The sequence below is a fragment of the Citrobacter sp. wls829 genome, from assembly GCF_005280825.1.
In the GTDB taxonomy this organism is placed as follows: Bacteria; Pseudomonadota; Gammaproteobacteria; order Enterobacterales; family Enterobacteriaceae; genus Citrobacter; species Citrobacter gillenii.
Genome location: NZ_SZWP01000066.1, coordinates 175,454 through 201,563, shown reverse-complemented (window position 1 = coordinate 201,563; position 26,110 = coordinate 175,454). Strand labels below are relative to the sequence as shown.

Below are 26,110 nucleotides of genomic sequence, written 5' to 3'. Positions count from 1 at the left end.
CGAGCACTGCCCGCGTTCAAAATGGCGAACAAAATAGCCCTGTTATTGCCAGCTAACTTCACCCTTCGGCTCAAACGCACTGGCATCCAACGGTGAATTCTTCTGCACATACTCTTTCAATACTTCCGCATCGATAAACCCGGTATTCACATAACCCGGTTTGTTATCAATTCGCGGATAGCCATCACCGCCGGTGGCGTTGAAACTCAGCGTCGCCATGCGATAGGTTTTGGCCGGGTCGACGGGCTCGCCGTTGATTTTCAAATCGTTAAGCTTGCCGTCCTTCGCCACAAAGCTAACGTTGGCAAATTGCGGATAGGCACCCGAGTCCGGCTTCATTTGCGCGACGGCGGTCAGATAGTCAACCACCTCTTTACCACTCATATCGGCATAGACCACTATGTTGCCAAACGGCTGAACCTTGAGCACGCTTTTATAGGTAATATCGCCGCCTTCAATGGAGTCACGGACGCCACCACCGCTCATCACGCCAAAATCAGCACCGGTGCGCGCCATTTGCGCCGCCAGTAGCAGACGCCCCATATTGGTCTGAACAAAACGGACTTTGCTGCGGTCTCCTTCCAGACGCCCATTAACGCTACCAATTTTGACCTCCAGCTGCGCTTTGCCTTTATTCTGGAACGGCGTTAGCAGGGAAAGCATTTGCGGGTTTTCAGCGATTTCCGGGGTGAAAAGTACGCGCTCACTTTTGCCGTTATCCCAGGTCACTTTCTTCTTCAGGTTTACCGGAATGAGTTGGTAGTTGACCATTTTCATTTCGCCGTTGCGGAATTCAAAGTCCGCGCGGCCTACGTATTTTCCCCACTCGTGCGCTTGGACGATCCAGATACCATTTTGTTTATCTGGCGCACACGGGGTACCTGGTACGTAATCCACCTGCTTTTTGTTTTCCGATGCCATGCACACCGGATCCTGTGAGTGACCACCCACAATCATCGCCAGCGCGCCTGCGGGCAGGCTACGCGCCATTTCCACATCGCCTGGAGCGTTGGAGCCGTGGTTGCCGTTGTCGTAATGCCCCATGTGCGTGGTGGCAATAATGACATCGGGCTTTTCACCCATATTGAGTTCCTGAATCACCAGCTTGGCTTCATCCGCAGGTTTACGGAACTCGATGTCGGTGAAGAACTCCGGGTTGCCAATTTTCGCCGTGTCGTCGGTGGTTAAACCGATAACGGCAATTTTTAAATCCTGGCGCTTAAAGATGGCCCAGGGTTTGAATAAACGCTCACCGGTGCTTTTCTGGTAGATGTTGGCGGAGAGGAGCGGGAATTTGGCCCATTTTTCCTGCTGTCGCAACACGGTCAGCGGATTATCAAATTCGTGGTTTCCCACCGCCATCGCGTCATAGCCAATCAGGTTCATGCCGCGAAAATCCGGTTCAGCATCCTGAAGATCGGACTCCGGTACACCGGTATTAATGTCGCCGCCGGAAAGTAACAGGACGCTTCCGCCCTCGGCTGCCACCTCATGACGAATACCGTCCACCAGCGTTTTTTGCGCCGCCAGTCCGTATTCGCCGTATTCGCTGCGCCAGAAGTGGCCGTGATGATCGTTGGTATGCAGAATGGTTATTTTATAGGTTTTATCTTTTTCGTAAGCCTGAGCAGGCTGACCTGCCAGCGCAAAGGCGGCAAATAATGCCAGCGCCACGCCCCGTTTCAAAAATTTCATGCTTCTCTCCCTGACCCAATATCAACCGCTGAAATTACAATGATATGAAATAATAGCCGAAAATGTTTTCAGAAATGAGACTTCCTTCAAACACCTTCCGCAGGTATGTTAGTCGGATAATAATTACACCTGTTCCTGTCTCATCATTACTGAAGTGGACCTATGGCTACCAATCAAACCGCTCAACCGCTCCCCGGCTCTGCTGCGCCGTCGCAAAAAGCACGCACCTCGTTTGGCATTTTAGGGGCGATCAGCCTTTCTCACCTGCTCAACGATATGATCCAGTCGCTGATCCTGGCGATTTATCCGCTGTTGCAGTCAGAGTTCTCGCTGAGCTTTATGCAGATCGGGATGATTACCCTGACTTTCCAGCTTACCTCCTCGTTGCTTCAACCGGTGGTAGGTTACTGGACAGACAAATATCCGATGCCATGGTCACTGCCTATTGGCATGTGCTTCACGCTGAGTGGACTGGTATTGCTGGCAATGGCCGGTAATTTCCATATGGTGCTGCTCGCCGCCGCGCTGGTCGGCACAGGTTCATCGGTGTTTCACCCGGAATCGTCTCGCGTGGCACGGATGGCTTCCGGCGGTCGCCATGGTCTGGCCCAGTCTATTTTCCAGGTGGGCGGTAACTTCGGCAGTTCTCTGGGGCCATTGCTGGCGGCTGTCATCATCGCGCCATACGGTAAGGGTAATGTAGCGTGGTTCGTGCTGGCCGCGTTGTTAGCGATTGTGGTACTGGCGCAAATCAGCCGTTGGTATTCGGCCCAACATCGGATGAGTAAAGGTAAGCCGAAAGTCGCCATCGTTAACCCGCTACCGCGCAACAAGGTGGTGCTGGCGATTAGCATCCTGCTGGTGCTGATTTTCTCCAAATACTTCTATATGGCGAGCATCAGCAGCTATTACACCTTTTATCTGATGCAAAAATTCGGATTATCGGTACAAAATGCGCAGTTCCACCTGTTTGCGTTCCTGTTTGCCGTTGCGGCAGGGACGGTTATTGGCGGACCGCTAGGTGATAAAATCGGTAGAAAATATGTCATTTGGGGCTCTATCCTCGGCGTAGCGCCATTTACCCTCGTTTTACCCTATGCAACGCTGGAATGGACCGGGATTTTAACCGTGATCATTGGTTTTATCCTGGCATCGGCCTTTTCTGCCATTCTGGTATACGCTCAGGAGCTGCTTCCGGGGCGTATCGGCATGGTTTCTGGGCTGTTTTTCGGTTTTGCCTTTGGCATGGGCGGCTTAGGGGCCGCGGTGTTAGGGCTGGTTGCCGACCATACCAGTATTGATTTGGTCTATAAAATATGTGCTTTCCTGCCTCTTCTGGGGATACTGACCATATTCTTACCTGATAACCGACATAAAGCCTGATTTTATGGCGGCCAAAAGTAAACTTTGGCCGCCATCACTTACAGTGACCATCAGCGTTTGCTCTATGCTCCCCCCCGCAGTTATCCGATCCGTGCTTTTTTACGACTAAATTCCTGTTTTCATCAAATTTCAATAATTATTCATAAACATAAACATTAAAATTGTCATAAACTATTACTCGTAATTAGGGTTTTCAGGATCACCACAGCAATCAAAGGAGACGGAATGCATCACGCCACCCCGCTTATCACCACCATTGTTGGCGGCCTTGTGCTCGCTTTTATATTTGGCATGCTTGCCAATAAACTGCGTATTTCTCCTCTGGTGGGATATCTGTTAGCGGGCGTTCTGGCCGGTCCATTTACACCTGGTTTTGTTGCGGATACCAAGCTTGCGCCGGAACTGGCAGAACTTGGCGTGATCCTGCTGATGTTCGGCGTGGGGCTACACTTTTCGTTGAAGGATTTAATGGCGGTAAAGTCCATCGCCATTCCCGGTGCGATAGCCCAGATAGCCGTGGCGACGCTGCTGGGTATGGCGCTTTCAGCTGTGCTGGGCTGGTCGCTGATGGTCGGTATCGTCTTTGGATTATGTCTGTCTACCGCCAGTACCGTGGTGCTACTGCGCGCGCTTGAAGAACGACAGTTGATTGACAGCCAGCGCGGGCAGATCGCCATTGGCTGGCTGATTGTTGAAGACCTGATGATGGTGCTAACGCTGGTTCTCCTGCCAGCCATCGCCGGTATGCTGGAAAAAGACAACGTTGGCTTTGCGTCACTGGCCGTTGATATGGGCATCACCATCGGTAAAGTAATCGCGTTTATCGCCATTATGATGCTGGTCGGTCGTCGCCTGGTGCCGTGGATCATGGCCCGTAGCGCCGCCACGGGCTCGCGTGAACTGTTTACCCTGTCGGTACTGGCACTCGCATTAGGTATCGCGTTTGGTGCCGTAGAAGTATTCGATGTTTCCTTCGCACTGGGCGCGTTCTTCGCCGGTATGGTGCTGAACGAATCTGAACTGAGCCACCGTGCGGCGCATGACACCCTGCCGCTGCGTGATGCATTTGCGGTGCTGTTCTTTGTTTCCGTCGGCATGCTGTTCGACCCATTGGTCCTGATCCAGCAACCGCTGGCTGTGCTGGGCACGCTGGCAATTATCATCTTTGGTAAATCCCTCGCCGCCTATTTCCTGGTGCGCCTGTTCGGTCACTCTCAGCGCACAGCGCTCACCATTGCCACCAGCCTGGCGCAGATTGGCGAATTTGCTTTTATCCTCGCCGGCCTTGGCATGGCGCTTAACCTGTTACCACAGGCGGGACAAAACCTGGTGCTGGCCGGGGCCATCCTGTCCATCATGCTAAATCCAGTGCTGTTCGCCGTGCTGGAAAAATACCTCGCAAAAACCGAAACGCTGGAAGAGCAGACGCTGGAAGAAGCTATCGAAGAAGAGAAGCAAATCCCGGTCGATATCTGTAATCATGCCCTGCTGGTCGGTTTTGGCCGCGTCGGTAGCTTGTTAGGTGAAAAACTGATGGCTGCGGGTATCCCGCTGGTGGTTATCGAAACGTCGCGGACTCGCGTGGACGAGCTACGTGAACGTGGGATCCGCGCGGTACTGGGCAATGCAGCCAACGAAGAGATCATGAACCTGGCGCATCTGGACTGTGCGCGCTGGCTGCTGCTGACCATCCCGAATGGTTATGAAGCCGGTGAGATTGTGGCTTCCGCGCGTGAGAAGTGCCCGACGATTGAGATTATCGCCCGCGCGCATTATGACGATGAAGTGGAATACATTACCGAGCGTGGTGCTAATCAGGTGGTGATGGGTGAACGTGAAATCGCGCGCACCATGCTGGAACTGATTGAAACGCCACCAGCGGGTAACGTTGCTACCGCCAGTTAATGTTGTGTGCCGGATGGTGCTAGCGCTTATCCGGCCTGCGGGTACACCGCATTATGCAGGCCCGGTAAGCAATAACGCCACCGGGCAATGTCGCGCAATACCGCTTAACGCTCCCAGTAAGCCTCTTCGAGGCTGTCTTCCTTCTCCGGCAATCCGCGCGTCAGGCGCGGTGAATGCTGGTTCAGCACCTGATAACTCACGCGATTAGCATATTTACACACCTGCGCTAACGAGGAATAGGTCAGCCAGGTGTACTTGTGCTTGCTGGAGTTCGGCACATTGCCGCGATGGTAGCTGTTTGCCGTAATATCATGCAGCAAGGCCGCCAACGCACCGTCACCCGCGCCGTTGGTGTTCATGATTTTCTCAGGGCCACCCATGTACGGGGCAATGTGCGAATAAATGCGCAACGGGTTGATACAGTCTTTATGGCGCATCGCGCGGCTGAACTCGTACTGGTTGAATTCGGCAATGGCGCCCGGCAGCAGCGGATGCTGCGTTTTGCGTTTGACCTCATCTTCCGTAAACCCAGCCATATACAGGCCCACCGGACCGGCGGTACACAGCACCAAATCCACCCAATCCAGCGCTTTGTCAGATGCCAGCAGCGGGTCATTCAGGCCGGTCAGCGCTTCGGCTTCTTCTTCGTTCATCGCCAGAATGGAGACATTCTCTTTCAAGAATTCCTGCCACCACTGCGGGTTATCCGCAATAACGAATTTGGTTCCTAAGGTCAGCACCACCGGGACATTGTGCTTTTTGGCGAACTCAATGGCCTTCATGGTCGCTTCCGGCATCGGCTCGCCCGGTTCGCAGCGCACCAGATATGAGGTCAGCACCAGCGCAGAGGCACCGGCAATCACCGACTCGGGAATGCTGTCCGCCCGCAGTTTGTTCATGTGACCGGGGCTGATGGCGAAGGTACGCTCGCCGGATTCGCCAATCAGCGTGAAGCAGCGACCAATCGGCCCGTCAACGCCCTGCAGGTAGTTCAGATCGGTACGGCTGGAGGTATTGCATAAATAGCGATACGCGTAGCTACCAATCTCAATGTTGCTACACATGACGCCCAGCAATACAGAGCGGTCATCCGCCAGTACCGAATAGTTGTGCATGGTGTTACCGATGGTTCCGCCCGCAAACTGATGGGTGATTAAATTTTCACGCACCAGTTCCTGATAGAGCGCCTCAGCAACATCATCAGCAATCACCAGAGAATGCCCGGCGCTTAATCCATAACGCTTCACAAAGTCGTCATCGACTTTGGCTTCTATATCCACCAGAGTCTGGTCGATACCGACGACCCAGGCGGCGCTGGTCTCGTTTTCAGGCTGAATTTGTTGCAGCAACGGATCGCGCGCGCTGACGGGAAAATAGTGTTTGGATTTGCGTTTGCCGGGAAATTTCATGGTCGATTTTACGGGTGGTTAACTGAGCGATGCATGGTAGCACATTCCCTCCTGCGCGCGCGACGCGGTGCTAATTTTCAATATCGGGCGGTGAGATCGCAGTTTATCTGCCGTTAATTTCTACAATACATCACCTTTTGCAAGGAGCGTTTTATGCAGCCGGAAAACAAGATCCCCGTCCTCGACCTTATTTCAGACGAAATGAAAAGCGTGGTGAACTTTCATCGCGATGACCTGCCGCCGTGGCCCGCCGCGGATGATTTCGTTGCCCAACGCCAACACTACGTGCACGAGCGTCAGTTCTGGAATGCCGATGCTCCGCAGATGAGTACCCGGGAGTGCATCATTTCTACCGCGTGCGGCCCGGTGGCGACGCGGATTTACTCCCCCCAACCCCATAGCCAGGCCACGCTGTACTATTTGCACGGCGGCGGTTTTATTCTCGGTAATCTGGATACGCACGATCGCATTATGCGCTTGCTGGCGAGTTACACGCGCTGCACGGTAATTGGCATCGACTATTCACTTTCGCCGGAAGCGCGCTTTCCACAGGCCATCGAAGAAATTGTCGCGACCTGCCAGTACTTTCATCACCATGCCGCTGACTATGCGCTGAACGTAGAGAATATCGGTTTTGCTGGTGATTCCGCGGGCGCCATGCTGGCACTTGCCAGCGCACTGTGGCTACGCGATAAGCAAATTGCCTGCGGTAAGGTCGCGGGCGTGCTGTTGTGGTACGGGCTGTACGGTTTACGGGATTCGCTCAGCCGACGACTGATGGGCGGAGAATGGGATGGCTTAACGCGAGACGATCTGCAGATGTACGAAGACGCCTATCTACACAGCGTCGATGAGCGCGAGTCGCCGTACTATTGTTTATTTAACAACGATCTCACCCGCGATGTGCCGCCGTGTTTTATCGCCAGTGCAGAGTTTGACCCGCTGATTGACGACAGCCGCTTACTGTTCCAGACGCTCCAGGCGCATCGGCAGCCCTGTCAGTACAAAATGTACCTCGGCACGCTGCACGCCTTCCTGCATTACTCGCGGATGATGAAAACCGCCGACGATGCCTTGCGGGATGGCGCGCGTTTCTTCAGAGCGCAGCTTTAGCGATAGGCAGCGGTCAGTTTCAGCATCATTTCGATGTGTTCCGGTGCGTCATTCAGTGCCGGAATATATTCGTATTTCTGCCCGCCCGCTTCGAGGAAAATCTCCCGATTTTGCTCGGCGATTTCTTCCAGCGTTTCAAGGCAATCAGCAGCAAATCCCGGACACATGACCTGGATATGTCGGGTTCCTTTTTCCGCCAGCATTTTGAGCGTTTCGTCGGTATACGGCGTCAGCCATGGTTCCCGACCGAAGCGTGACTGGAAGGTCATCATCACCTTTTCCGGCGGCAGCCCTAACGCCGACACCAGCTCCCGCGTGGTATCGCGACAGCGTTGCGGGTAATCATCGCCTTCATCAGCGTAGCGCTGTGGAATACCGTGGTAAGAAAGCAGCAGTAAATCGGGTTCGCCGTGCCGGGCAAACGCATCTCGGGCGCTTTTGGCCAGCGCATCAATATACGCGCTGTCGTCTGCATAATCGCGAATAAAGGAGACGCCGGGGATCGCACGCTTGCGCGCTAAAATGCGCGCCAGTTCATCCCACACCGCGGCCACCGTTGAGCAGGAGTATTGCGGATACAGCGTTAACACCACAATGTGCTCAACGCCGCTCGCTAGCAGTTCGTCGACCGCGCTTTTCAGCGAGGGGGAACCGTAGCTCATCCCCAGCGCAACCGGCGTATCCGGCAGGCATTTTGCCAGCGCCTGTTGCTGACGGCGGCTGTAGACCATCAGCGGCGAGCCTTCATCCATCCAGACTGACTGGTATAGCTTCGCGACGCGCGGCGCGCGCAGCGGCAGGATCACTCCGCGCAGCAGCGGCCACCACAGCAGACGGGGAGTATCGACCACGCGTGTGTCGCTTAAAAACTGGCGCAGATAACGTTTAACTGCTTCGGGTGTGGGGGCATCGGGGGTGCCGAGATTTGCCAGCAGGATACCGGTTTTCGTCTGACGCATTACCGCCTCGTATTGATTCAAATTGTTGATAATTGTAGCGGAAAAGCGAGGAAGAAGAACTAATTGCTGCGAGAGGTAAGAATATGCCTGATGGCGCTAACGATACCGGTAGGCCGGATAAGGCGTTTACGCCGCTATCCGGCACCGATTGCCTGATGGCGCTGCGCTTATCAGGCCTACGAGATAATGGCAGGCCTGATAAAGGGTTCACAACGCTAAAACTTAACCGAGGATTTTTTCCAGGTCAGCGCGAACAGCGGCAACAGCCTGCGTACCGTCAACTTTCGCGTATTTGGTTTGACCCGCTTCAGCTTCTTTCTGGTAGTAACCAATCAGCGGGGCAGTCATCTGATGGTATTCAACCAGACGCTTACGCACGGTCTCTTCCTGGTCATCTTTACGGGTGGTCAGTTCATCGCCGGTCACATCGTCTTTGCCTTCAACTTTAGGTGGGTTGAATTTGATGTGATAAACACGGCCAGATGCCGCGTGAACGCGACGACCAACAATACGGTCAACGATCAGTTCGTCCGGTACCGCGAATTCCAGAACGTAATCCACAACGATACCCGCTTCTTTCATGGCGTCAGCCTGCGGAATAGTACGTGGGAAGCCGTCCAGCAGGAAACCATTACGGCAGTCTTCCTGTGTAATACGCTCTTTGACCAGCGCGATCACCAGCTCATCGGTCACCAGTTTACCGGCGTCCATGATGTCTTTCGCTTGTTTGCCCAGCTCGGAGCCAGATTTCACGGCAGCACGCAGCATATCACCGGTGGAGATTTGCGGAATACCATATTTCTCCATGATGAACTGAGCCTGAGTCCCTTTACCCGCGCCCGGAGCGCCAAGCAGAATGATACGCATTACAAAAATCCCCTTAAAGGTTGTCGATATTTTAAAAAAGCGCTAAACGATACCACCATCACGCAATTGGCTCAAGAAAGGCGCTTGACGCTGAAACGTTTAACAGCAGGATATCGTGAAATATCATTAATTGCGTACGCTATATTCTACCCAAACACCCCGCGCTTACCCCCGACGCACGGTCTTTCCTGCGTTCTGATTCAATTTTTCCAGTGCCTGTGCCACCGTTGCCTCATCCGGTACGCTAATCGTGCATACCGGGATCTGTCCAAGCTCACGATGTTTCGCCATGCCGAGATTATGGTAGGGCAATATTTCACTGTGCAGGATAGCCGCATAGCGTTCGGTTATCGTGCGGATCGCCGCCAGATGCGCATCATTGAGGTTATATCCCGGAATCAGCGGGCAGCGCAGGATCACCTGTGCGCCAATCTCATTAAGCGTGTCCAGCGTGCTCTCCACCACGTGTTTCGCAATACCGGTATGGGCTTTATGTGCACGCGCGTCGGTCACTTTGTAATCGAGAAGAAACAGATCCACCCACGGGGCGATTTCGCGATACCGCTCGGGACGAGAGGCGCCGTTCGTTTCAAGACAGACGTGCAAACCGGCGGTTTTCGCCGCTTTTGCCAGCGCCAGCGCAAAGGGAAACTGGAACATCGCCTCCCCGCCGGACAAGGTTATGCCGCCCCCGGTTTTGTCAAAGTAGGGTTTATCCTTGATGACCTCTTCAAGGATCTCAGTCACCTTCCGGGTCTGCCCATAGATTTTAAGCGCCTGCGCCGGACATGCCTCAACGCAGCGTCCGCACGCCTGACAGGCGGCATAATCTATCTCATGCCGCCCTTGGGAAAACTGGTGGCATCCGTGCGGACAGACCTCTGCGCAACGCTGACATTGCAGGCACTTATGTTCCAGAAACGCCAGCTGCTTTTCGGCTCTCAGCGACTCCGGATTGTGGCACCAGACACAGCGCATCTGGCATCCTTTCAGAAAGACGGTGGTGCGGATCCCCGGCCCATCGTGCAGTGAAAATTTCTGAATATCAAAAACCGTGCCCGCTTCGCTCATCATCCACCTCAGTCGTTCAGCGTACGGTTCAGGATTTCCTGCTGTACATCTCGGTCCAGATTGACAAAACGCGCGCTAAAACCACCGACGCGAACAATCAAATTAGGGTAGTTTTCCGGGTGTTGGTACGCCGCCTCCAACTCCCCCTTACCCACCACGCTGACCATCAACTGCGGCCCGCCGCGCTCAAAATAAGAGTGCATCAACGCCTCCACCAGCGGGCGACGGGTGTTGAATAACCCTTTGCTGAATTTAATGTTTTGTACCGAACCAGCGTGATATTTTGCCTCCAGTTTCAGCAGTGAGTTCAGCATCGCCGTCGGACCATTTTTATCCGCCCCACTCTGCGGGTTGTTGGCGTTGCTCATATAAATACCTTTATGCCGCCCATCGGCTGAAGCGCTGGTTGCACGCCCCCATTCGGTATTCACCTGATTGTTGATGATCACCACCAGATAGCTGTCCAGCCCTACTCGCCTCGCCGCATCGCGTACGCCGGTACAAACATAGCGATGCATCATCACCGCCAGGTCATCCGCCGCATTGTCATCATTACCAAACTTGGTCGCCGCGATCAGTGCCCGCTTGAGGTCGTCATAGCCCACGAAATCCGCTTTCAGCGCCGCAATCAACGTTGTGTAGTCATAACGCTGCTCGGTAAAAATAACCTGTTTGATTGCCGCCAGTGAATCTGCCGCATTGGTATTGCCATAGGTTTCGTTAGTACCGCCGAGGTAGCGCACGCCGCCGTCAAGCAGCGCCTTATCGCGCGCCACGCAGTCTGCCGTCAGGATCGAGGTAAACAAGAAGCCGACCTGTTCATTCATCACCCGATACGACAACGCCTGAGCGTGCGCCGTGATATCAATGTAGTAATCCAGCAACCGCTGGTAGTTATTCAGCACGTCATCAAAGCACGATATCTGTTCTGGCGGGGTTAACGCCACACCGCCGCTTTTTTGTTTACCATCCCAAAAATCGATGCCGCCACTGAGCGAGATATTGAGAATTTTAAGCAGGTTAATACAGGTATTCGGCGTGCCTACACTTCGCCCGGCCAGCACAAACTCGCCGCAGCCAAAAGGAACATACTGCTCGGCCTCCGTTTCCCCCACCTGCATCGCGTCCATCACCGCCGGAATATTGACGTCATCGTTATACAGAATGGGATAGGTCAGGCCGGTGCCAATCACCGTCAATGCCTGTTGCCAGATTGCGTTGTCCATTCCCTGATAAATACGTAAAGTAAATTGCGGTTCCGTATCACCATTTTCCTCAACGGCTTGGATCGCCAGTCGACAATAGACATCCGCATTTTTCGGGTTACGCCGCCCTTTCCCGCCAACCACCACGCGACCATTCACCGTGGTTTTCCGCGCTTCAATCAGGCGGTAGTGGGAACGGATACACGCAATGGCCTGGCGTTCGCTTAGACGTCCGGCGTCAAGATCGGCCACCAATAAATCACCCAGGTAGTCATCCATACGGCCATAATTCACCACGCCAGCACACAGGCTGTAGAGCCAGCTCAGTTCAATCCCCTGGATGAAAGTTGCAGGTTTGTCATGACGAATAGCGCCCAACTCGCGCATTAACAGCAGCAGATGCTTGCAGCGCTCCACATCCGTGCATTCCACCATCTCATCGGCAGCTATTTCAATGTGACGGTCAATCACCTGCTGCAAAATGCCCAGTACGTCCTTGAAAGATTGCTGTAACTGCACCGCGGCCTCATCCCCGGCGCGTTCAGCCTGCAGTTGCTGCTGTTCGATGCGTTGCAGCAACCCACCGATCCCAAGCGTCATCAACTGCGGATAATCCAGATACATGCCGCTTAAACGCGCCGTCGCAATCGCCGGAAAGTTAACGTCAACGAATTTGCCGAGCGTGTCATCGGTCAGCGCCTGGCGAAAATAGACGGAACGGGTGTCATGCTCGCGCCAGAAGCGCTCAAGCACATCGATTCGGTATTGTTGGTCGGGGAACTCCAGCATTTTCCGCAGTTCGTCCAGCCGGGCAAAATTGCAGTAATGACCCACACCGCCAACGGAGGTGACGCAGCCAAAACCAATCGGCAGCGCATCGACGCGTCCCAGGATCAGATCGTCAGCACAGGGACGGCGGAACAGCGTGGGGTAAAGCGCCTGCAGACAGCGGACCTCGCGCTGAAAACGCTCCGGGGTTGACTGAAACGCCTCGGTGTAGGCCTCCATAATCGCGAGTTGTTCTTCCGGGCTTTTTTCGCACGGGATCTTTTTATTCACATCAACTTGTTCGGCGATAATCGCTTGTTTGCTCACGGCCCTGCCTCCAAAAGAAACGTCCCCTATTAACTTGTAATTACAAATTACGATCTTTGACCTAAATCAAAAATCAATAAACGAACAAATCATCATCAATCACATTGTGTGAAACAGCCTGCATAACCGAAATAACAGTCAAATACGCATCTAAAGAGATGATCAATATCAAGATAATTTCGCAGGTAAACTTTTAGCCTTTGCGAAAGTTGTAAATACAAATAATCATAGAGAGTCTACTGTGAAGATAAACGACCTTGTTCAACCGGCGTTGATTTGTCTGGATCTCAAATCAAACCAAAAAGACGCGGCACTTGCTGAACTCGCCGACCTGTTATTGCGTGCGAATAAAATTCGCGACACCGACGCGTTTCTCCAGGAGGTATGGGCACGAGAAGAGACCGGGAATACTGGATTTGAAGGCGGCGTTGCGCTGCCGCACGCACGTTGCGACAGCGTTTTATCACCGGCGGTGGCGATAGGTATCAGCCGTCAGGGCATTGATTATGGCGCGGAAGATGGCCAGCCGACACATCTGATCCTGATGATCGCCTCAGCAAAACAGGCCAGCACTGCGCATATCGATGTGTTGGCACAGATCTCTTCACGTCTGGTCGAAGAGGACAGCGTCAGGCAGATCCTGGCCTGTCAGGACGTTCAGGCGGTCGTGGACTATTTCTGCCAACAAGAGGCGTGTCACGAAAAGGTTAGTGCTGAGGCCTCTCGTGGGCTGATTATCGGCGTAACCGGCTGCCCGGTGGGTATCGCGCACACTTACCTGGCCGCTGAGATGCTGGAAAAAGCCGCTGCGGAAATGGGTTATGAAGCCATTGTTGAAACCAACGGCTCTATTGGCGTCAAAAATGCACCCAGCGACGCTGATATCGCCCGGGCTGACGCCATTGTCGTCGCCTGCGATAAGCAGGTCGATTTGGACCGTTTTAATGGCAAAAAGGTGGTGATTACCGGGGTCAAAGCGGCCATCAAAGATGCACAGGGATTGATTCACCAAGCCCTGGCGGCACAGCCTTACCAGGCGAGAGCCACAGCGAAGACCCAGACGTCGAGCACCACGGTACGCAGCCAGTTGTACAAGTCTCTGATGAATGGGGTCTCCTATATGATCCCGTTTGTGGTCACCGGCGGGTTAATGATTGCCCTCGCGCTGGCACTGGGTGGCGTGCCGACACCGTCCGGACTGGCTATCCCGGAAGGAAGCCTGTGGAATCAAGTACTGAATGTCGGCGTCGTTGGCTTCACGCTGATGATTCCGGTCCTCGCCGGGTATATTGCATTCGCCATTGGCGAGCGGCCCGCCCTGGCTCCAGGGCTTATCGGCGGCTGGATTGCCAATACCGGTTCGTTTTACGGAGCCAGCGCCGGCTGCGGGTTTATCGGTGCAATTATTGCCGGACTGCTGGTGGGCTATTTCATCCGCTGGCTGACCCACCTTTCATGGCACAAAATGCTGCTGCCGCTGGTGCCTATCATGATCGCGCCGATTGCGGGCACCGCCTTCATCGCCGCATTATTTATCTTTGTTATTGGTGCACCAGTTGCTGATCTGATGGCCTTCCTGAATCATCTGCTGACCAACCTTTCCACGGGTAATATTATTATAATCGGTCTGGTGATGGGGCTAATGCAGGGCTTTGATATGGGGGGACCGTTTGGCAAAGTGGTCTTCATGTTCAGCGTGGGTCTTATCGCCCAGGGGCAAACTCAGTTTATGGGCGCGCAGGCAGCGGCCATTCCGGTTGCGCCACTGGGTATGGCGCTGGCGGCCTTTATTGGCAGACGCTTTACGTTATTTGATGACGAGGAGTTCGAAAACGGTAAGGCGGCAGCGGCGATGGGACTGGTCGGAATTTCTGAGGGCGCGATTCCCTTTGCCGCCCGCGATCCGCTGTCTGTTATTCCAGCCAACATGATTGGCTCTGCGGTGGCATGCATCCTCGGTTTTGTTTTCGGATTACATTGCAATGTCGCACATGGTGGGCCAATTATCGTGCTGCTCGGCGGTTTCGATCAGCCACTGATGGCGTTGATCGCAATGAGCGGCGGCATTATCACCACAGCCGCAATTGCTATTGTGCTCAAACGACTTAGAATGGCGAAAAAGCAGCAATTACTCGTTCAATCGCAAGCCTAACCAAGGGCGCGTCGTCAGACGCGCCAGAACGGACGCCATGAAGTATCTTGATATCTACCTGTTGTTAAGAGAGAAAATCCTCAAAGGGGAATACGCTGCCGGTGAACCGGTCGAAGGTGAACATGCGCTGGCAGAACGCTATGGCGTCAGTCGACCGACTATTCAGAAAGCCGTTGCGCGGCTGAAAAGAGAGTCATTTGTCCATACCCGGCAGGGTTCAGGGACCTTCGTGAACCCGCCGGAGTTTTATCAGGACAACAATGTCATTACCTTATCAGAGCGTATACACCGCGATCAGACGCTGGACAACGTGGTACTCAGTTACGACGCACTTTCGAGCGATCCCGAGATCGCCGCGCTTTTCGACTTACCATCAGATACACCGCTGATCCACTATCGTCGCATGCGCATCATCAACCAGCAGCCGACTATCATTGAAGAAACCTGGATGCCGCGGGCGTTGTTCCCGGCGTTCACTGAGGAAAACTGTCGCCAGTCGGTGCTGCACTATATTGAGCAAACCTGCGGCTACGCCATCAGTCACGATGTAAAAATCTGGTCGGGGAAAATACTCAATGCAGATGAAGCGTGGCTGTTACGTTTACCGGAAGGACAAATCAGCCTGTGTATTAAGCACAAAGTCTATTTGCAAAGCGGCGAGCTGGCACAGTACACCCAGGAAACGCTGGCAACCAATAGCGTAACCACGGTGTCGATGCGTTAAGCATAAAAAAGGGCAACCTGCGTTGCCCTTTTACGGTAATGCTCAATCTGTGGTGAAATTACGACACCAGCAGCTGGTTCATGCGACGGATAAACTGGTTAGGATCTTCCAGCGTGCCGCGTTCTGCGAACAGCGCCTGATCCAGCAGCAGTTCAACCCACTCTTTAAACTGCTCATCATCCTGGGTATCCGCCGTGCGTTTAACCAGCACGTGGTCCGGGTTGAGTTCAAAGATGTATTTCACTTCCGGCACGGCCTGGCCCGCAGCGGCAAACAGCTTCGCCATTTGCGTGCTCATTTCGTCCGCATCGGTGGTTACGATAGCCGGTGTGTCGGTCAGACGGTGCGTCAGGCGCACTTCTTTCACGCGATCGCCCAGCAGGTTTTTCACGCGCTCAACGAACGGGGTCAGCGCTTTTTCAGCTTCTTTTGCCGATTCGTCGACTTCATCCGCCAGTTTGTCGATAGACTCGTCAGCTTTAGCAACGGACTGGAACGGCTTGCCGTCGAACTCGGTCAGGTAGTTCATCATCCACTCGTCGATGCGATCGGACAGCAACAGAACTTCGATGCCTTTCTTACGCAGCAGTTCCAGGTGCGGGCTGCTCTTCGCCGCCGCATAGCTGTCAGCGGTGATGTAGTAAATCTTCTCCTGTCCTTCTTTCATCCGCGACACGTAGTCTTCCAGCGACACGGTCTGTGCAGAAGAGTCGGTGTGCGTAGAAGCAAAGCGCATCAGCTTGGCGATGGTTTCCTGGTTGGCGTGGTCTTCCGCCGGACCTTCTTTCAGGACCAGGCCAAACTGTTTCCAGAAGGTCTGGTATTTTTCTGCATCGTCTTTCGCCAGTTTTTCCAGCATCTGCAGTACGCGTTTGGTCAGCGCGCTGCGGAGGTTACGGGTGACGGTGCTGTCCTGCAGGATCTCACGGGACACGTTCAGCGGCAGATCGTTGGAATCTATCAGACCGCGCACAAAACGCAGGTAGTTCGGCATGAACTGCTCGGCGTCGTCCATGATGAACACGCGCTGGACGTACAGCTTCAGACCGTGCTTGTGATCGCGGTTCCACATATCCCACGGGGCCTGCGACGGGATGTACAGCAGGCTGGTGTACTCCTGCTTACCTTCCACACGGTTGTGGCTCCAGGTCAGCGGGTCGGTGAAGTCATGGGCGATGTGCTTGTAGAATTCGTTGTACTCGTCGTCTTTGATTTCCGACTTGTTACGCGTCCACAGCGCCTGAGCCTTGTTGATTTTCTCCCAAGAAACCACGGTTTCACCGTCTTTCTCTTCCTGTTTTTCAATCTCTACCGGCAGGGCGATATGGTCAGAATATTTGCTGATGATGGAGCGTACACGCCAGTCATCGAGGAACTCATCTTCCCCTTCACGCAGGTGCAGGGTGATTTCGGTGCCGCGATCGTCTTTGGTAATGTCGGCCACGGTGTATTCACCTTCGCCCGCAGACTCCCAGAACACGCCGTTCTCCGGCTTGTCGCCCGCTGCACGGGTGCGCACGGTGACTTTGTCAGCCACGATAAATGCAGAATAGAAACCAACCCCGAACTGGCCGATCAACTGGCTGTCTTTCGCCTGATCGGAACCCATAGATTCGAGGAAAGATTTGGTACCGGATTTAGCAATGGTCCCCAGATGATCGATAACGTCATCGCGGTTCATCCCCACGCCGTTGTCGGCGATGGTCAACGTACGCTTATCTTTATCGAAGGAGACACGCACGCGCAGTTCACCGTCACCTTCATACAGGTCCGGGTTAGACAGCGCACGGAAACGCAGCTTGTCTGCCGCATCGGAGGCGTTAGAGATAAGCTCACGCAGGAAGATTTCTTTATTGGAATACAGAGAATGGATCATCAGGTGCAGAAGCTGTTTTACTTCTGACTGAAAACCACGAGTTTCTTGTCCTTTCATGTAGATCTACCTCAACAATGCCATTTTTAATGGTAAAAACACGTTGAGAGTGAAATGGGGACAGGGAATGATAATTTCAAGCGGAAACCGCCGTCGCGGCTTCCGTTTGTTCAGAATTTAATCTTATGACGCCCGGCAAGAGAGTGCGACAGCGTGGTGCCATCGACCATTTCCAGCTCACCGCCAACCGGTACGCCGTGGGCGATACGGCTGGCTTCAACGTCATATTGCATGCACAGCTCGGCAATGTAGTTGGCGGTAGCCTCGCCTTCGACCGTCGGGTTGGTCGCCAGGATCACTTCATTGATGTGCTCAGACGCCAGTCGCTGCTCCAGACGATCAAGCCCGATATCATCAGGCCCGATGCCATCCAGCGGCGACAGGTGTCCCATCAGCACGAAATAACGGCCGGAAAACTGCCCCGTTTGCTCAATGGCGTAGATGTCCGCAGGACTCTCTACCACGCAAATTTGGCCGTTTTCCCGGCGACGCGGATTCGCACAGATGTTGCATACTTCTTGTTCTGTGAAGGTGCGGCAATCAGCACAGTGGCCGATTTCCGACATCGCCTTCGTTAACGACTGCGCCAGACGCATCCCGCCGCTGCGATCGCGCTGAAGTAGCGCGAACGCCATGCGCTGCGCTGACTTCGGGCCAACGCCCGGTAGGCAGCGCAGTGCTTCCATAAGCTGAGTTAACAGCGGGCTGGTTTGCATCAGAACGGCATCTTAAAGCCAGGCGGCAGCTGCATACCAGAGGAAACGGAGGCCATTTTCTCTTTCTGGGTTTCTTCAATGCGACGAGCCGCATCGTTGAATGCCGCAGCAACCAGATCTTCCAGCATGTCTTTGTCGTCTTCCAACAGGCTTGGGTCGATTTCTACACGACGGCAGTTATGCGCGCCGTTGATGGTCACTTTCACCAGACCCGCACCCGATTCGCCGGTCACTTCCAGCTTGGCCACTTCTTCCTGCATCTGCTGCATTTTTTCTTGCATCTGCTGGGCCTGTTTCATCAGGTTACCCAGACCGCCTTTACCAAACATAGGCTTCTCTCTCAATCACGTTAAGGGATGACAACCATAAAACCATGGAAAATGGCTTACGATCAAATGGGGCGAATACTCTCTTCGTCCAGCTCCGCATCGAAGAAACGACGCAGCGTCTGAATGTTATTATCCGCAATAATTGACTCACGCGCCTGCGCAAGTTTTTCTTCATAAATGGCCTGACGCCACTCCAGCGGCGTGCGCACCGCAGGATTATCATCTTCAACGATGGTCAATTCAACCGCTGAGCCCGTTAAGCTGCTCAATGCTTCAGCAAGTCGTTGCTGCGCACCGCTGGAATTGAGGTGCCGCTGCGTGGAACGCAGGTGCAGGCGAACCTCGTTGCCATTCTCTTCTTTCCAGGCATTGAGCGCCACCTGCTCCACCAGCTTAGGCAATGAAAGCTGACTGACCTGCGCGGCCCACGGGTCGCGTTCAATGGCTTCCGCCGCCAGTTTTGCCGCCAGTTCCGGTGTTTTTTCATGTTCCAGCGCTTTTTTCAGCGCCTTTGGCGTGGCAACAACTTCTTTGACTTCTGCAACCGGATTGGTCGTCTTCCAGCGATAGGCTTCTTTTTTCGCCGGTGCCTTCTCCAGCGTAGAGGCCGCCGGGCGCGCCTGAACGCGTTCCGTCACCGACGCCAGTCTTTCCAGCGCAGCATTATTCACCGGCCGCGCGCGGGATGCGGCTGCCGGTTCACTCTTTTTTGCTTTGGTCGCTCCCTGAGCACGCTGCAGCTGACTACGCGCAGCCAGCACCTGGCTGGTTGCCTCAGACAACGGCACGTCCTGATGCGCAGGCGCAGGTTGTTGCTCCGGGGCCTGTGTCGGTGCCATGATCGCGGTAGGAGCCGCGGGTGCAAACGACTGGCGAGGGACTTCGGGTTCCGGTAGCGGGACGCGCGGGTGAAAAGCCAGCGCCCGCAGCAGCGTCATTTCTACGCCCATACGCCTGTCCGGCGCATACGGCAGCTCTTTACGTCCAATTAACAGAGTCTGGTAATACAGCTGAATATCGGTCGGCGGCACGGTCCGCGCCAGTTCGCGCATACGTTGTTCAATGGCGGCCATATCGCTACCGAGCGCGGAAGGCGTGAGCTGAACCATCGCAATTCGGTGCAGCAACGCCAGCATCTCAACCAGCAGCGCTTCCCATTCAATACCACGCGCGGCAGCGTCATTAACCAACGTCATGGCGCGTTCGCCATTCCCGGCAACCACCGCCTCAACCAGAGACAGCGCTTGATCGTCGTCAAGCGTACCGAGCATGGTACTCACCGCCTGAGTTGAGACCTGGCCGTCGCCGCTGGCAATCGCCTGATCGGTCAGGCTTAGCGCATCGCGCAGGCTCCCGTCCGCCGCGCGCGACAGCAGCTGCAGTGCACGCGGTTCGTGGGTGATGTGTTCCTCATTGAGGATATGCTCAAGCTGATGGCGGATCTGCTCAACGTCCAGCGCTTTAAGATGAAATTGCAGACAGCGCGACAGGATAGTGACCGGCAGCTTCTGCGGATCGGTAGTCGCCAGCAGGAACTTAACGTGCGCTGGCGGCTCTTCGAGCGTTTTCAGTAAGGCGTTAAAACTGTGGCGCGACAGCATGTGCACTTCGTCGATCAGATAGACCTTGAAGCGTCCACGTGCGGGCGCGTACTGGACGTTATCCAGCAGGTCACGGGTATCTTCAACCTTGGTGCGCGACGCGGCGTCAATTTCAATCAGATCGACAAAACGTCCCTGCTCGATTTCACGGCAGTTGTCACACACCCCGCAAGGCGTGGCGGTAATGCCGGTTTCACAGTTGAGTCCCTTCGCCAGCAGACGGGCGATAGAGGTTTTACCGACACCACGGGTGCCGGAAAAAAGATAAGCATGATGAATACGCCCTAACGACAAGCCGTTAGCCAGTGCCGTCAGCACATGTTCCTGGCCGACGACGTCAGCAAAGGTTTGTGGGCGCCATTTTCGGGCTAAGACCTGATAACTCATTGGCAGGCTCTGAAAGGCTGGAGGGTGGATTCACAGGGGAGTAATGCTAACACAACCTCGCAGCGACGGCGAGGTTGACACGTTATATTCGGGCGTTATCGTTGCAGTCAGTTTGGTTTCGGGCAGCGCACAGAAACCGGAGCGTACACGTAGTACGTGAGGATTTTGAGCACTGACCGGGGCCAAAATGGCAAAAAAGATAGTCCGACTTAGTGGCCCGGGAAAGGGACCAGGCTGTAGCAGGTCAGCCCTTGTTTTTCCAGGCGCTGTTCGCCACCCAGATCGAACAAATTGATGATGAACGCCGCATCGGTCACTTCACCACCCAGACGGCGGATCAGCTTCACGGTCGCTTCGATGGTTCCGCCGGTCGCCAGCAGATCGTCTACAACCAGAACTTTGTCGCCCGGTTTGATAGCATCAACATGGATTTCCAGCTGATCGGTGCCGTATTCCAGCTCATAGCTTTCAGCAATTACTTCGCGTGGCAGTTTATGGGGTTTACGCACCGGAACAAACCCGACGCCCAACCCCAGGGCGACTGGTGCGCCAAACAGGAAGCCGCGCGCTTCGGTGCCGACAACTTTCGTGATACCCGTATTTTTGTAACGCTCAACCAGCAGTTCAATGCTGAGTGCGTAAGCTTTCGGGTCTTCCAGCAAGCTGGTGACATCGCGGAAAAGAATGCCCGGTTTTGGGTAGTCGTTGATGCTTTTGATGCTATCTTTGAGAAACTCAAGCTGCTGTGCAGTTGCGGTCATAAGTTTGTGCCTGATTGATACGGTATTACTTCACGGCGCACTATATACTCCATCCTCGACGCGTCTTGAATGATTTTTTGTATATATAAAGAGCAAAGGTTACATCTGTTTAACCTTTGAACGCCTGCGCCCGTGCTCGAAAACGGTCAAATTTACTGGCTGCGGGAGACAATTGCAACAGCGATTATTATGCTTCAGTGCTTTTGTTGCTCTTCATCAATCACCGGGATCCGCCACATAAAAATCAACAAGCAGGCGAGAATAACCAACAGCAGTCCGCGTACCCACATCATCTCAACCAGCCACAGCGAAACGCCAAACGTCAGCAAAATAAACACAATGGCGCGCGGCTTTGCCCCTGACGGCATCGCACGGTGTTTCTGCCAGTGGCGCAGATAACCGCCGAACCATGAACGGTACAGCAGCCAATCGTGAAAACGCGGCGATGAGCGGGCAAAGCACCAGGCGGCCAGCAGCATAAACGGTGTTGTGGGCAACAGGGGCAAAACCACCCCCAGCGTGCCTAACACTACCGCTATCCAGCCAATGATGATTAGAATAATGCGTCGCATAATATCAATACTTAACACAGAGAATCGCTACTTTAGCATAACGGTTCTCATTTTCATCGGAGTGTTATCGTGAAAACCGCCCTGCTGCTTCAGACGCTCGAAAGCCAGCTCAACAGCCTGCGGCAGCGTTGCGCCCCTCTTGCGCATCACGCAACGCTTAGCGCCCGTTTCGATCGCCAGCTTTTTCGCACCCGCAGCACACGGTTACAGGCCTGCCTGGATGAAGCCGATGCTAACCTGAGCGCGTTACGCCATGCCGTTGAACACCAGCAGCGTCCCCAGGTAGCCTGGCTGGCTGAACATTTAGCGTCTCAACTGGAAGCCATTTCCCGTGAGACCGCCACCTGGTCGCTCAGAGAATGGGACAGCGCGTCGCCAGGGCTTGCCCGCTGGCAGCGCAAACGCGTTCAACATCAGGAATATGAGCGCCGACTGGTCGAGATGACACGCGAACGTAAGGCCCAACTGGCTCGGGCAACTAATTTTGAGGAGCAGCAGCGCCTGCTACGAGAAGTGGAAGCCTTCGAGGCGCGTCTGGCACGCTGTCGCCATGCGCTGGAAAGAATAGAAAACGTGCTCGCACGTATCACCCGTTAATCGTCGGAGAATGTATGTCACTTGAAAGCGCCCCGGACGAAGTCAAACTGGCCGTCGATTTGATTGTCTTACTTGAAGAGAATCAGGTTGCGCCTGAAACCGTGCTGAAAGCACTAGAGATCGTTAAGCGGGATTATGAAACGAAACAGCTCACATCATCCAAAAAAGAACGGTAGCAGGATTGCCTGATGGCGCTGCGCCATCAGGCAATCACATTTCCTATTAGCCTACTGAAGGCGTCGGATCATCACCGTTGATGATGTCGCGCTTAACTTCAGTCACAGTATCCCCTTTGGCGTTGTGCAGGTGCACTTCGAGTTGGTTAAAGGCGATATCAATGTTGTTTTCACGGCACAAGCGGTCAACCGCGCGGTTAAGTTCATCAACCGTGTGGCTGCGGTCGCGCAGTTCACGGACATACAGACGCAGTTCGTGATCCAGCGTGCTGGCACCGAAGGCGGTGAAGAACACGGCTGGCTCAGGATCGTGCATCACTTTCGGGTGTTCCATTGCCGCCTGCAGCAGCACTTTCTTCACTTTATCGAGATCTGAACCGTAAGCGACCCCAATGCGGATCACCAGACGCGTGGTGGTATCTGAAAGCGACCAGTTGATCAGTCGCTCGGTCACAAACGCTTTGTTCGGGATGATCACTTCTTTGCGATCAAAGTCGGTAATGGTGGTCGCACGAATACGAATCTTACTGACTGTTCCGGAATAAGTGCCAATCGTGACGGTATCGCCGATACGCACCGGGCGTTCGAACAGAATGATCAGACCCGAGACAAAGTTACCAAAGATTTCCTGTAAGCCAAAACCGAGACCGACCGACAGAGCAGCGGCCAGCCACTGCAATTTATCCCACGATACGCCGAGCGACCCGAAGACCGTCATCGCACCGATGGCAATGATCGCGTAGTTGAGGATTGTGGTGATCGCATACGATGCGCCCTGGCGCATTTTCAGGCGCGACAGCACCAACACTTCCAGCAGACCCGGTAAGTTGCGGATCAGCGCCCAGGCCACCATTGAGGCAATAATCGCAAACAGCAGGCTGCCCATAGTGACATCTTTCACCACCGCGGCACCGGCTTCTGTGCCGTTGTAATGCCAGAGCGTGATACTGTCGAGATAGCTGAACACGGTGATCAGATCGGACCATATAGCCCAGAACAGCACGCCAAACAGGGCCACCATCAGCAGCATGGTAATACGCAGCGTTTGCTGGTTGACCTGCTCCAGCGCAATGGTAGGTTCTTCCTGCGGCTCGGCGCCTTCGGCCCCTTCTTTCACCAGGTTCTCACGACGGGCAAGTGCACGACGCCAGGCAATTCGGCGCGCCGCAACGCTCAATCCGCGCAGCACCGTCTGGTACAGCAGGTTCCAGATGATCACCAGATATACGGTCTCAATCCAGCGACCGGATAAACGCAACGTGGTATAGAAATAACCGGTCGCCGTCAGCACCATTAGCGCGATCGGAATAATCGACAATACGGTTATCGTCACCAGGCGCAGACCGTGAGATTCCTTATCACGCCAGCTCTCACGACACATTGGCCATACCAGGAAGGCAATAAGTAGCAAGTTAAAGAAAATAACAATCTGCCCAAGCACATCATCCATCAGATTGAGAGGCGAAAGCTCAGCGACCACCGACCAGAAATTCAGCGGCAGCAGTGCCAGGCTAATACGCACAATCTGGCGACGCCAGTGGCTGGTCTGTTTCGCGGGCATGCCGAAGTGGCGGATCGCCACGCCGTCTTTTTCCAGCACCTTCCAGCACAGGCCAAACACCAGCCAGAAGACGGCCATTTTCTTGCTAAATGCCCATAGCAGATCGCTGACGTTCAGTTGCATAGTCAGCAGAATCAAGCCCACGGCAAGGATAATCAGGCATGCCGGCAAGGCGCGAATCAGATCGATCAGTATCGCTTTAGGTGTGTTGAGCTGGCTGTCATTGCGCAAGTTACCCACCGCGGCGGCGAGTTTCGCCTGGTACGCTTTCAGCCACTTCAGGCGCCAGCGGATAAGCCCGGCTACCAACAGCAGCGGCAAACCGGCCAGGAATGCGATAAACACCGCCGGCCAGGCTTTTTCCCAGTTCACGGTGATTTTCATCGATTTAAACTGGTCTTTGAGCGTTTGCGGGAAGGATTTCACCCAATCCCAGTCCATTGGGCGGTTGCTGTTAACCCAGAAAATTTGCTGAGTGAGGATGCTCTTGAGGTTCTTCGACACGCTCATTAACTGCTGCTGGTTGATCTGCAGGTTAATCGCCATCATCAGCTGATTTCCCAACTGCTTATTCAGCTGGTCCAGCAGTTCACGGCGCATATCCACAACCTGCAGCAGCGCATCATGAACTTCGCCGTTCACTTCATTGCTGTGCCCTTCTTCCAGTTTGGCAACGAAGGCATCATTCTGGAACAGTGCATCACGCTGCTGGTTAACTTCAAATTGCTCCAGACGCAGATCGGCAATGCGGTTAGTCATATCAGCAAGTTCGTCTGCCGACGGCAGCGTTTGCTGCTGCTGATACAGAATGCGCGATAGCAGCAGACTGCCCTTCAGCACAGCGATTTGTTCTTTAATATTGCGTTCCGATTGCAGCGCACGATCAAGCCAGTTTTTGACTTTAATGTTTTGCTGCATCAGTGAGTTGCCGTTTTCCGTGGCGGAAATCAGGCGCTGGCTAAGCTGATGGTTAATATCCAGTTCCTGTTTTACCAACGGATTGGTCTGGATACGATCCGCTTCATCTGGCGTCACTGCTTCCTGCGCGGTTTTTTCGGTTAACGTCAGACGTTTGCTGTTCACCGCTTCCTGCAGCAACTGGAGCTGATGTTCGAGCCTGTTGGTGTTGGACGTCACGTAATCCCGTTGTTTTTGCAGGGTATCCTGCAAAACTGTGTTGCCCTCCAGGCTTTTACGCTGCTGGTCGATTTGCGCATTCAGCAACGCCTGCTGCGCCTGAAGCAGCACCTGCTGGCTGGGGCGTAATGCCGCCTCGCCAACGCTGGTTCCATCCAGGCGATTGCGGATTTGCTGCATTTGCTGCGAGGCGGTGTACATCGCGTTTTGCACGCGCTCAGGCTGCGTCTGCAACGAGACCAGTTGGCTGTTATAAGCGGCCAGATCGTTTTGCGCGCTTTGCAGGTCATCCAGCACCTGGGCGACGCGCGACTCGAGTTGTCGCAGAGAGAGCGCGCTCAGGGTTTTTCGCGTTTCATCGTCATTATCGACATCGCTGAGCGAATTTAACGCCGCCGTCGCCTCGCGCATTTTTTCCGGCGCCTGGGCCACTTTCTGGCGTAGTTGAACGGTCTCGTCCTTCACGCGCTCAATTTTATCGAGCGTGGCGAGGGTATCGATGAGATCCTGCTGAACCAATTTATCCTGCGCAGAAAGGTCTTTTTGTTTATTCAGCGTGTCTAGCTGGCTCTGAATATCCGCTTTCGTCGGCAGTTCGCCATTCTGTTGCGCTCGCGCAAATGCTGATGACTGGCAAGACAGCAATAGAATGAAGAAAATAATGGTAATAGCAATGAGATGCTGTGAACGTTTATAAAGCTGCAACATAGTCATGAGGATGAATGTTTCTAACCAGAAAAGTGACCGAAAATAGTCAAGCAG

At 54.1% G+C, this 26,110-nt stretch carries 20 protein-coding genes and 1 other annotated feature; of the genes, 7 read left to right on the top strand and 13 right to left on the bottom strand.

What is annotated here, in order from left to right; genetic code table 11:
• Positions 1-42: 42 nt before the first annotated feature.
• The gene (ushA, locus tag FDW88_RS13675) at positions 43-1,695 is read right to left on the bottom strand and encodes a bifunctional UDP-sugar hydrolase/5'-nucleotidase UshA (protein ID WP_135912446.1); all 1,653 of its coding nucleotides are present in this window, start codon (positions 1,693-1,695) and stop codon (positions 43-45) included.
• 162 nt (positions 1,696-1,857) lie between these two features.
• On the opposite strand from ushA, the gene FDW88_RS13670 reads away from it, so the two are divergent.
• Both FDW88_RS13670 and ybaL read left to right on the top strand, forming a co-directional pair.
• On the top strand, positions 1,858-3,078 hold the full coding sequence (locus FDW88_RS13670) for an MFS transporter (RefSeq protein ID WP_115259189.1): 1,221 nt from the start codon (positions 1,858-1,860) through the stop codon (positions 3,076-3,078).
• 225 nt (positions 3,079-3,303) lie between these two features.
• Positions 3,304-4,983: a YbaL family putative K(+) efflux transporter gene (gene ybaL, locus FDW88_RS13665; RefSeq protein WP_115259190.1), complete on the top strand. Its 1,680-nt coding sequence runs from the start codon at positions 3,304-3,306 to the stop codon at positions 4,981-4,983.
• A gap of 104 nt (positions 4,984-5,087) precedes the next feature.
• Here the strand turns inward: ybaL and FDW88_RS13660 are convergent, their stop codons facing one another.
• Positions 5,088-6,392, bottom strand: a complete 1,305-nt coding sequence (locus FDW88_RS13660; RefSeq protein ID WP_096758024.1) for an inosine/guanosine kinase — start codon at positions 6,390-6,392, stop codon at positions 5,088-5,090.
• A gap of 153 nt (positions 6,393-6,545) precedes the next feature.
• On the opposite strand from FDW88_RS13660, the gene aes reads away from it, so the two are divergent.
• Entirely contained in the window at positions 6,546-7,505 is a 960-nt protein-coding gene (gene aes, locus FDW88_RS13655) for an acetyl esterase (RefSeq protein ID WP_137362746.1), read from the top strand.
• Here the strand turns inward: aes and hemH are convergent.
• The 4 genes from hemH to FDW88_RS13635 all read right to left on the bottom strand — a co-directional run bounded on the left by hemH (position 7,502) and on the right by FDW88_RS13635 (position 12,702).
• The gene (gene hemH, locus FDW88_RS13650; protein WP_137362745.1) at positions 7,502-8,464 is read right to left on the bottom strand and encodes a ferrochelatase; all 963 of its coding nucleotides are present in this window, start codon (positions 8,462-8,464) and stop codon (positions 7,502-7,504) included. The genes aes and hemH overlap by 4 nt on opposite strands.
• A 222-nt stretch (positions 8,465-8,686) precedes the next feature.
• A complete protein-coding gene (adk, locus tag FDW88_RS13645; protein WP_115259192.1) occupies positions 8,687-9,331 on the bottom strand; it encodes an adenylate kinase in 645 nt (214 codons plus the stop codon).
• Between the two features lie 165 nt (positions 9,332-9,496).
• Positions 9,497-10,405 (bottom strand): glycyl-radical enzyme activating protein, encoded by a 909-nt coding sequence (locus FDW88_RS13640; RefSeq protein WP_249354886.1) that lies wholly within the window; start codon positions 10,403-10,405, stop codon positions 9,497-9,499.
• A gap of 5 nt (positions 10,406-10,410) precedes the next feature.
• Positions 10,411-12,702 carry a pyruvate formate lyase family protein gene (locus FDW88_RS13635; protein ID WP_137362744.1) on the bottom strand — a complete coding sequence of 764 codons (2,292 nt, stop codon included), beginning with the start codon at positions 12,700-12,702 and terminating at the stop codon, positions 10,411-10,413.
• Between the two features lie 241 nt (positions 12,703-12,943).
• On the opposite strand from FDW88_RS13635, the gene FDW88_RS13630 reads away from it, so the two are divergent.
• A complete protein-coding gene (locus FDW88_RS13630; protein WP_137362743.1) occupies positions 12,944-14,854 on the top strand; it encodes a fructose-specific PTS transporter subunit EIIC in 1,911 nt (636 codons plus the stop codon).
• Between the two features lie 37 nt (positions 14,855-14,891).
• Positions 14,892-15,578: a GntR family transcriptional regulator gene (locus tag FDW88_RS13625; RefSeq protein WP_137362742.1), complete on the top strand. Its 687-nt coding sequence runs from the start codon at positions 14,892-14,894 to the stop codon at positions 15,576-15,578.
• A gap of 58 nt (positions 15,579-15,636) precedes the next feature.
• Here FDW88_RS13625 and htpG read toward each other — a convergent pair whose 3' ends face one another.
• From htpG to FDW88_RS13595, 6 genes are all read right to left on the bottom strand, one after another.
• Positions 15,637-17,511, bottom strand: a complete 1,875-nt coding sequence (htpG, locus tag FDW88_RS13620) for a molecular chaperone HtpG (RefSeq protein ID WP_117342134.1) — start codon at positions 17,509-17,511, stop codon at positions 15,637-15,639.
• 110 nt (positions 17,512-17,621) lie between these two features.
• Positions 17,622-18,227 carry a recombination mediator RecR gene (gene recR, locus FDW88_RS13615; protein ID WP_096758029.1) on the bottom strand — a complete coding sequence of 202 codons (606 nt, stop codon included), beginning with the start codon at positions 18,225-18,227 and terminating at the stop codon, positions 17,622-17,624.
• Positions 18,227-18,556 carry a YbaB/EbfC family nucleoid-associated protein gene (locus tag FDW88_RS13610; RefSeq protein WP_046276079.1) on the bottom strand — a complete coding sequence of 110 codons (330 nt, stop codon included), beginning with the start codon at positions 18,554-18,556 and terminating at the stop codon, positions 18,227-18,229. The genes recR and FDW88_RS13610 overlap by 1 nt, the downstream gene beginning before the upstream one ends.
• Before the next feature lie 62 nt (positions 18,557-18,618).
• Positions 18,619-20,544 (bottom strand): DNA polymerase III subunit gamma/tau, encoded by a 1,926-nt coding sequence (gene dnaX / locus FDW88_RS13605; RefSeq protein ID WP_137362741.1) that lies wholly within the window; start codon positions 20,542-20,544, stop codon positions 18,619-18,621.
• Positions 19,222-19,286: a sequence feature (DnaX frameshifting element), on the bottom strand. Its footprint overlaps the gene before it by 65 nt.
• Positions 20,545-20,753: 209 nt before the next feature.
• Complete coding sequence (apt, locus tag FDW88_RS13600) at positions 20,754-21,305, bottom strand: adenine phosphoribosyltransferase (protein WP_096758032.1); 552 nt, start codon at positions 21,303-21,305, stop codon at positions 20,754-20,756.
• 194 nt (positions 21,306-21,499) lie between these two features.
• Complete coding sequence (locus tag FDW88_RS13595) at positions 21,500-21,877, bottom strand: DUF454 family protein (RefSeq protein WP_096759456.1); 378 nt, start codon at positions 21,875-21,877, stop codon at positions 21,500-21,502.
• A 69-nt stretch (positions 21,878-21,946) separates the two neighbouring features.
• Here FDW88_RS13595 and priC point away from each other — a divergent pair, with 69 nt between their 5' ends.
• Positions 21,947-22,474, top strand: coding sequence for a primosomal replication protein N'' (priC, locus tag FDW88_RS13590; RefSeq protein WP_096758033.1), 528 nt, complete (start codon positions 21,947-21,949; stop codon positions 22,472-22,474).
• A gap of 14 nt (positions 22,475-22,488) precedes the next feature.
• Positions 22,489-22,650 (top strand): pleiotropic regulatory protein RsmS, encoded by a 162-nt coding sequence (gene rsmS / locus FDW88_RS13585; protein WP_137362740.1) that lies wholly within the window; start codon positions 22,489-22,491, stop codon positions 22,648-22,650.
• A 46-nt stretch (positions 22,651-22,696) separates the two neighbouring features.
• On the opposite strand, the gene mscK is transcribed toward rsmS, so the two are convergent.
• Entirely contained in the window at positions 22,697-26,062 is a 3,366-nt protein-coding gene (gene mscK, locus FDW88_RS13580; RefSeq protein WP_115259200.1) for a mechanosensitive channel MscK, read from the bottom strand.
• Positions 26,063-26,110: the final 48 nt, after the last annotated feature.

Bases quoted from the DNA above. Each gene is read 5' to 3' on its own strand.
- dnaX (WP_137362741.1), bottom strand. From the start codon at position 20,544: ATGAGTTATCAGGTCTTAGCCCGAAAATGGCGCCCACAAACCTTTGCT.
- hemH (WP_137362745.1), bottom strand. From the start codon at position 8,464: ATGCGTCAGACGAAAACCGGTATCCTGCTGGCAAATCTCGGCACCCCC.
- FDW88_RS13610 (WP_046276079.1), bottom strand. From the start codon at position 18,556: ATGTTTGGTAAAGGCGGTCTGGGTAACCTGATGAAACAGGCCCAGCAG.
- htpG (WP_117342134.1), bottom strand. From the start codon at position 17,511: ATGAAAGGACAAGAAACTCGTGGTTTTCAGTCAGAAGTAAAACAGCTT.
- FDW88_RS13670 (WP_115259189.1), top strand. From the start codon at position 1,858: ATGGCTACCAATCAAACCGCTCAACCGCTCCCCGGCTCTGCTGCGCCG.
- FDW88_RS13660 (WP_096758024.1), bottom strand. From the start codon at position 6,392: ATGAAATTTCCCGGCAAACGCAAATCCAAACACTATTTTCCCGTCAGC.
- FDW88_RS13595 (WP_096759456.1), bottom strand. From the start codon at position 21,877: ATGCGACGCATTATTCTAATCATCATTGGCTGGATAGCGGTAGTGTTA.
- recR (WP_096758029.1), bottom strand. From the start codon at position 18,227: ATGCAAACCAGCCCGCTGTTAACTCAGCTTATGGAAGCACTGCGCTGC.
- aes (WP_137362746.1), top strand. From the start codon at position 6,546: ATGCAGCCGGAAAACAAGATCCCCGTCCTCGACCTTATTTCAGACGAA.
- adk (WP_115259192.1), bottom strand. From the start codon at position 9,331: ATGCGTATCATTCTGCTTGGCGCTCCGGGCGCGGGTAAAGGGACTCAG.
- ushA (WP_135912446.1), bottom strand. From the start codon at position 1,695: ATGAAATTTTTGAAACGGGGCGTGGCGCTGGCATTATTTGCCGCCTTT.
- rsmS (WP_137362740.1), top strand. From the start codon at position 22,489: ATGTCACTTGAAAGCGCCCCGGACGAAGTCAAACTGGCCGTCGATTTG.
- ybaL (WP_115259190.1), top strand. From the start codon at position 3,304: ATGCATCACGCCACCCCGCTTATCACCACCATTGTTGGCGGCCTTGTG.
- FDW88_RS13640 (WP_249354886.1), bottom strand. From the start codon at position 10,405: ATGATGAGCGAAGCGGGCACGGTTTTTGATATTCAGAAATTTTCACTG.
- apt (WP_096758032.1), bottom strand. From the start codon at position 21,305: ATGACCGCAACTGCACAGCAGCTTGAGTTTCTCAAAGATAGCATCAAA.
- FDW88_RS13625 (WP_137362742.1), top strand. From the start codon at position 14,892: ATGAAGTATCTTGATATCTACCTGTTGTTAAGAGAGAAAATCCTCAAA.
- mscK (WP_115259200.1), bottom strand. From the start codon at position 26,062: ATGACTATGTTGCAGCTTTATAAACGTTCACAGCATCTCATTGCTATT.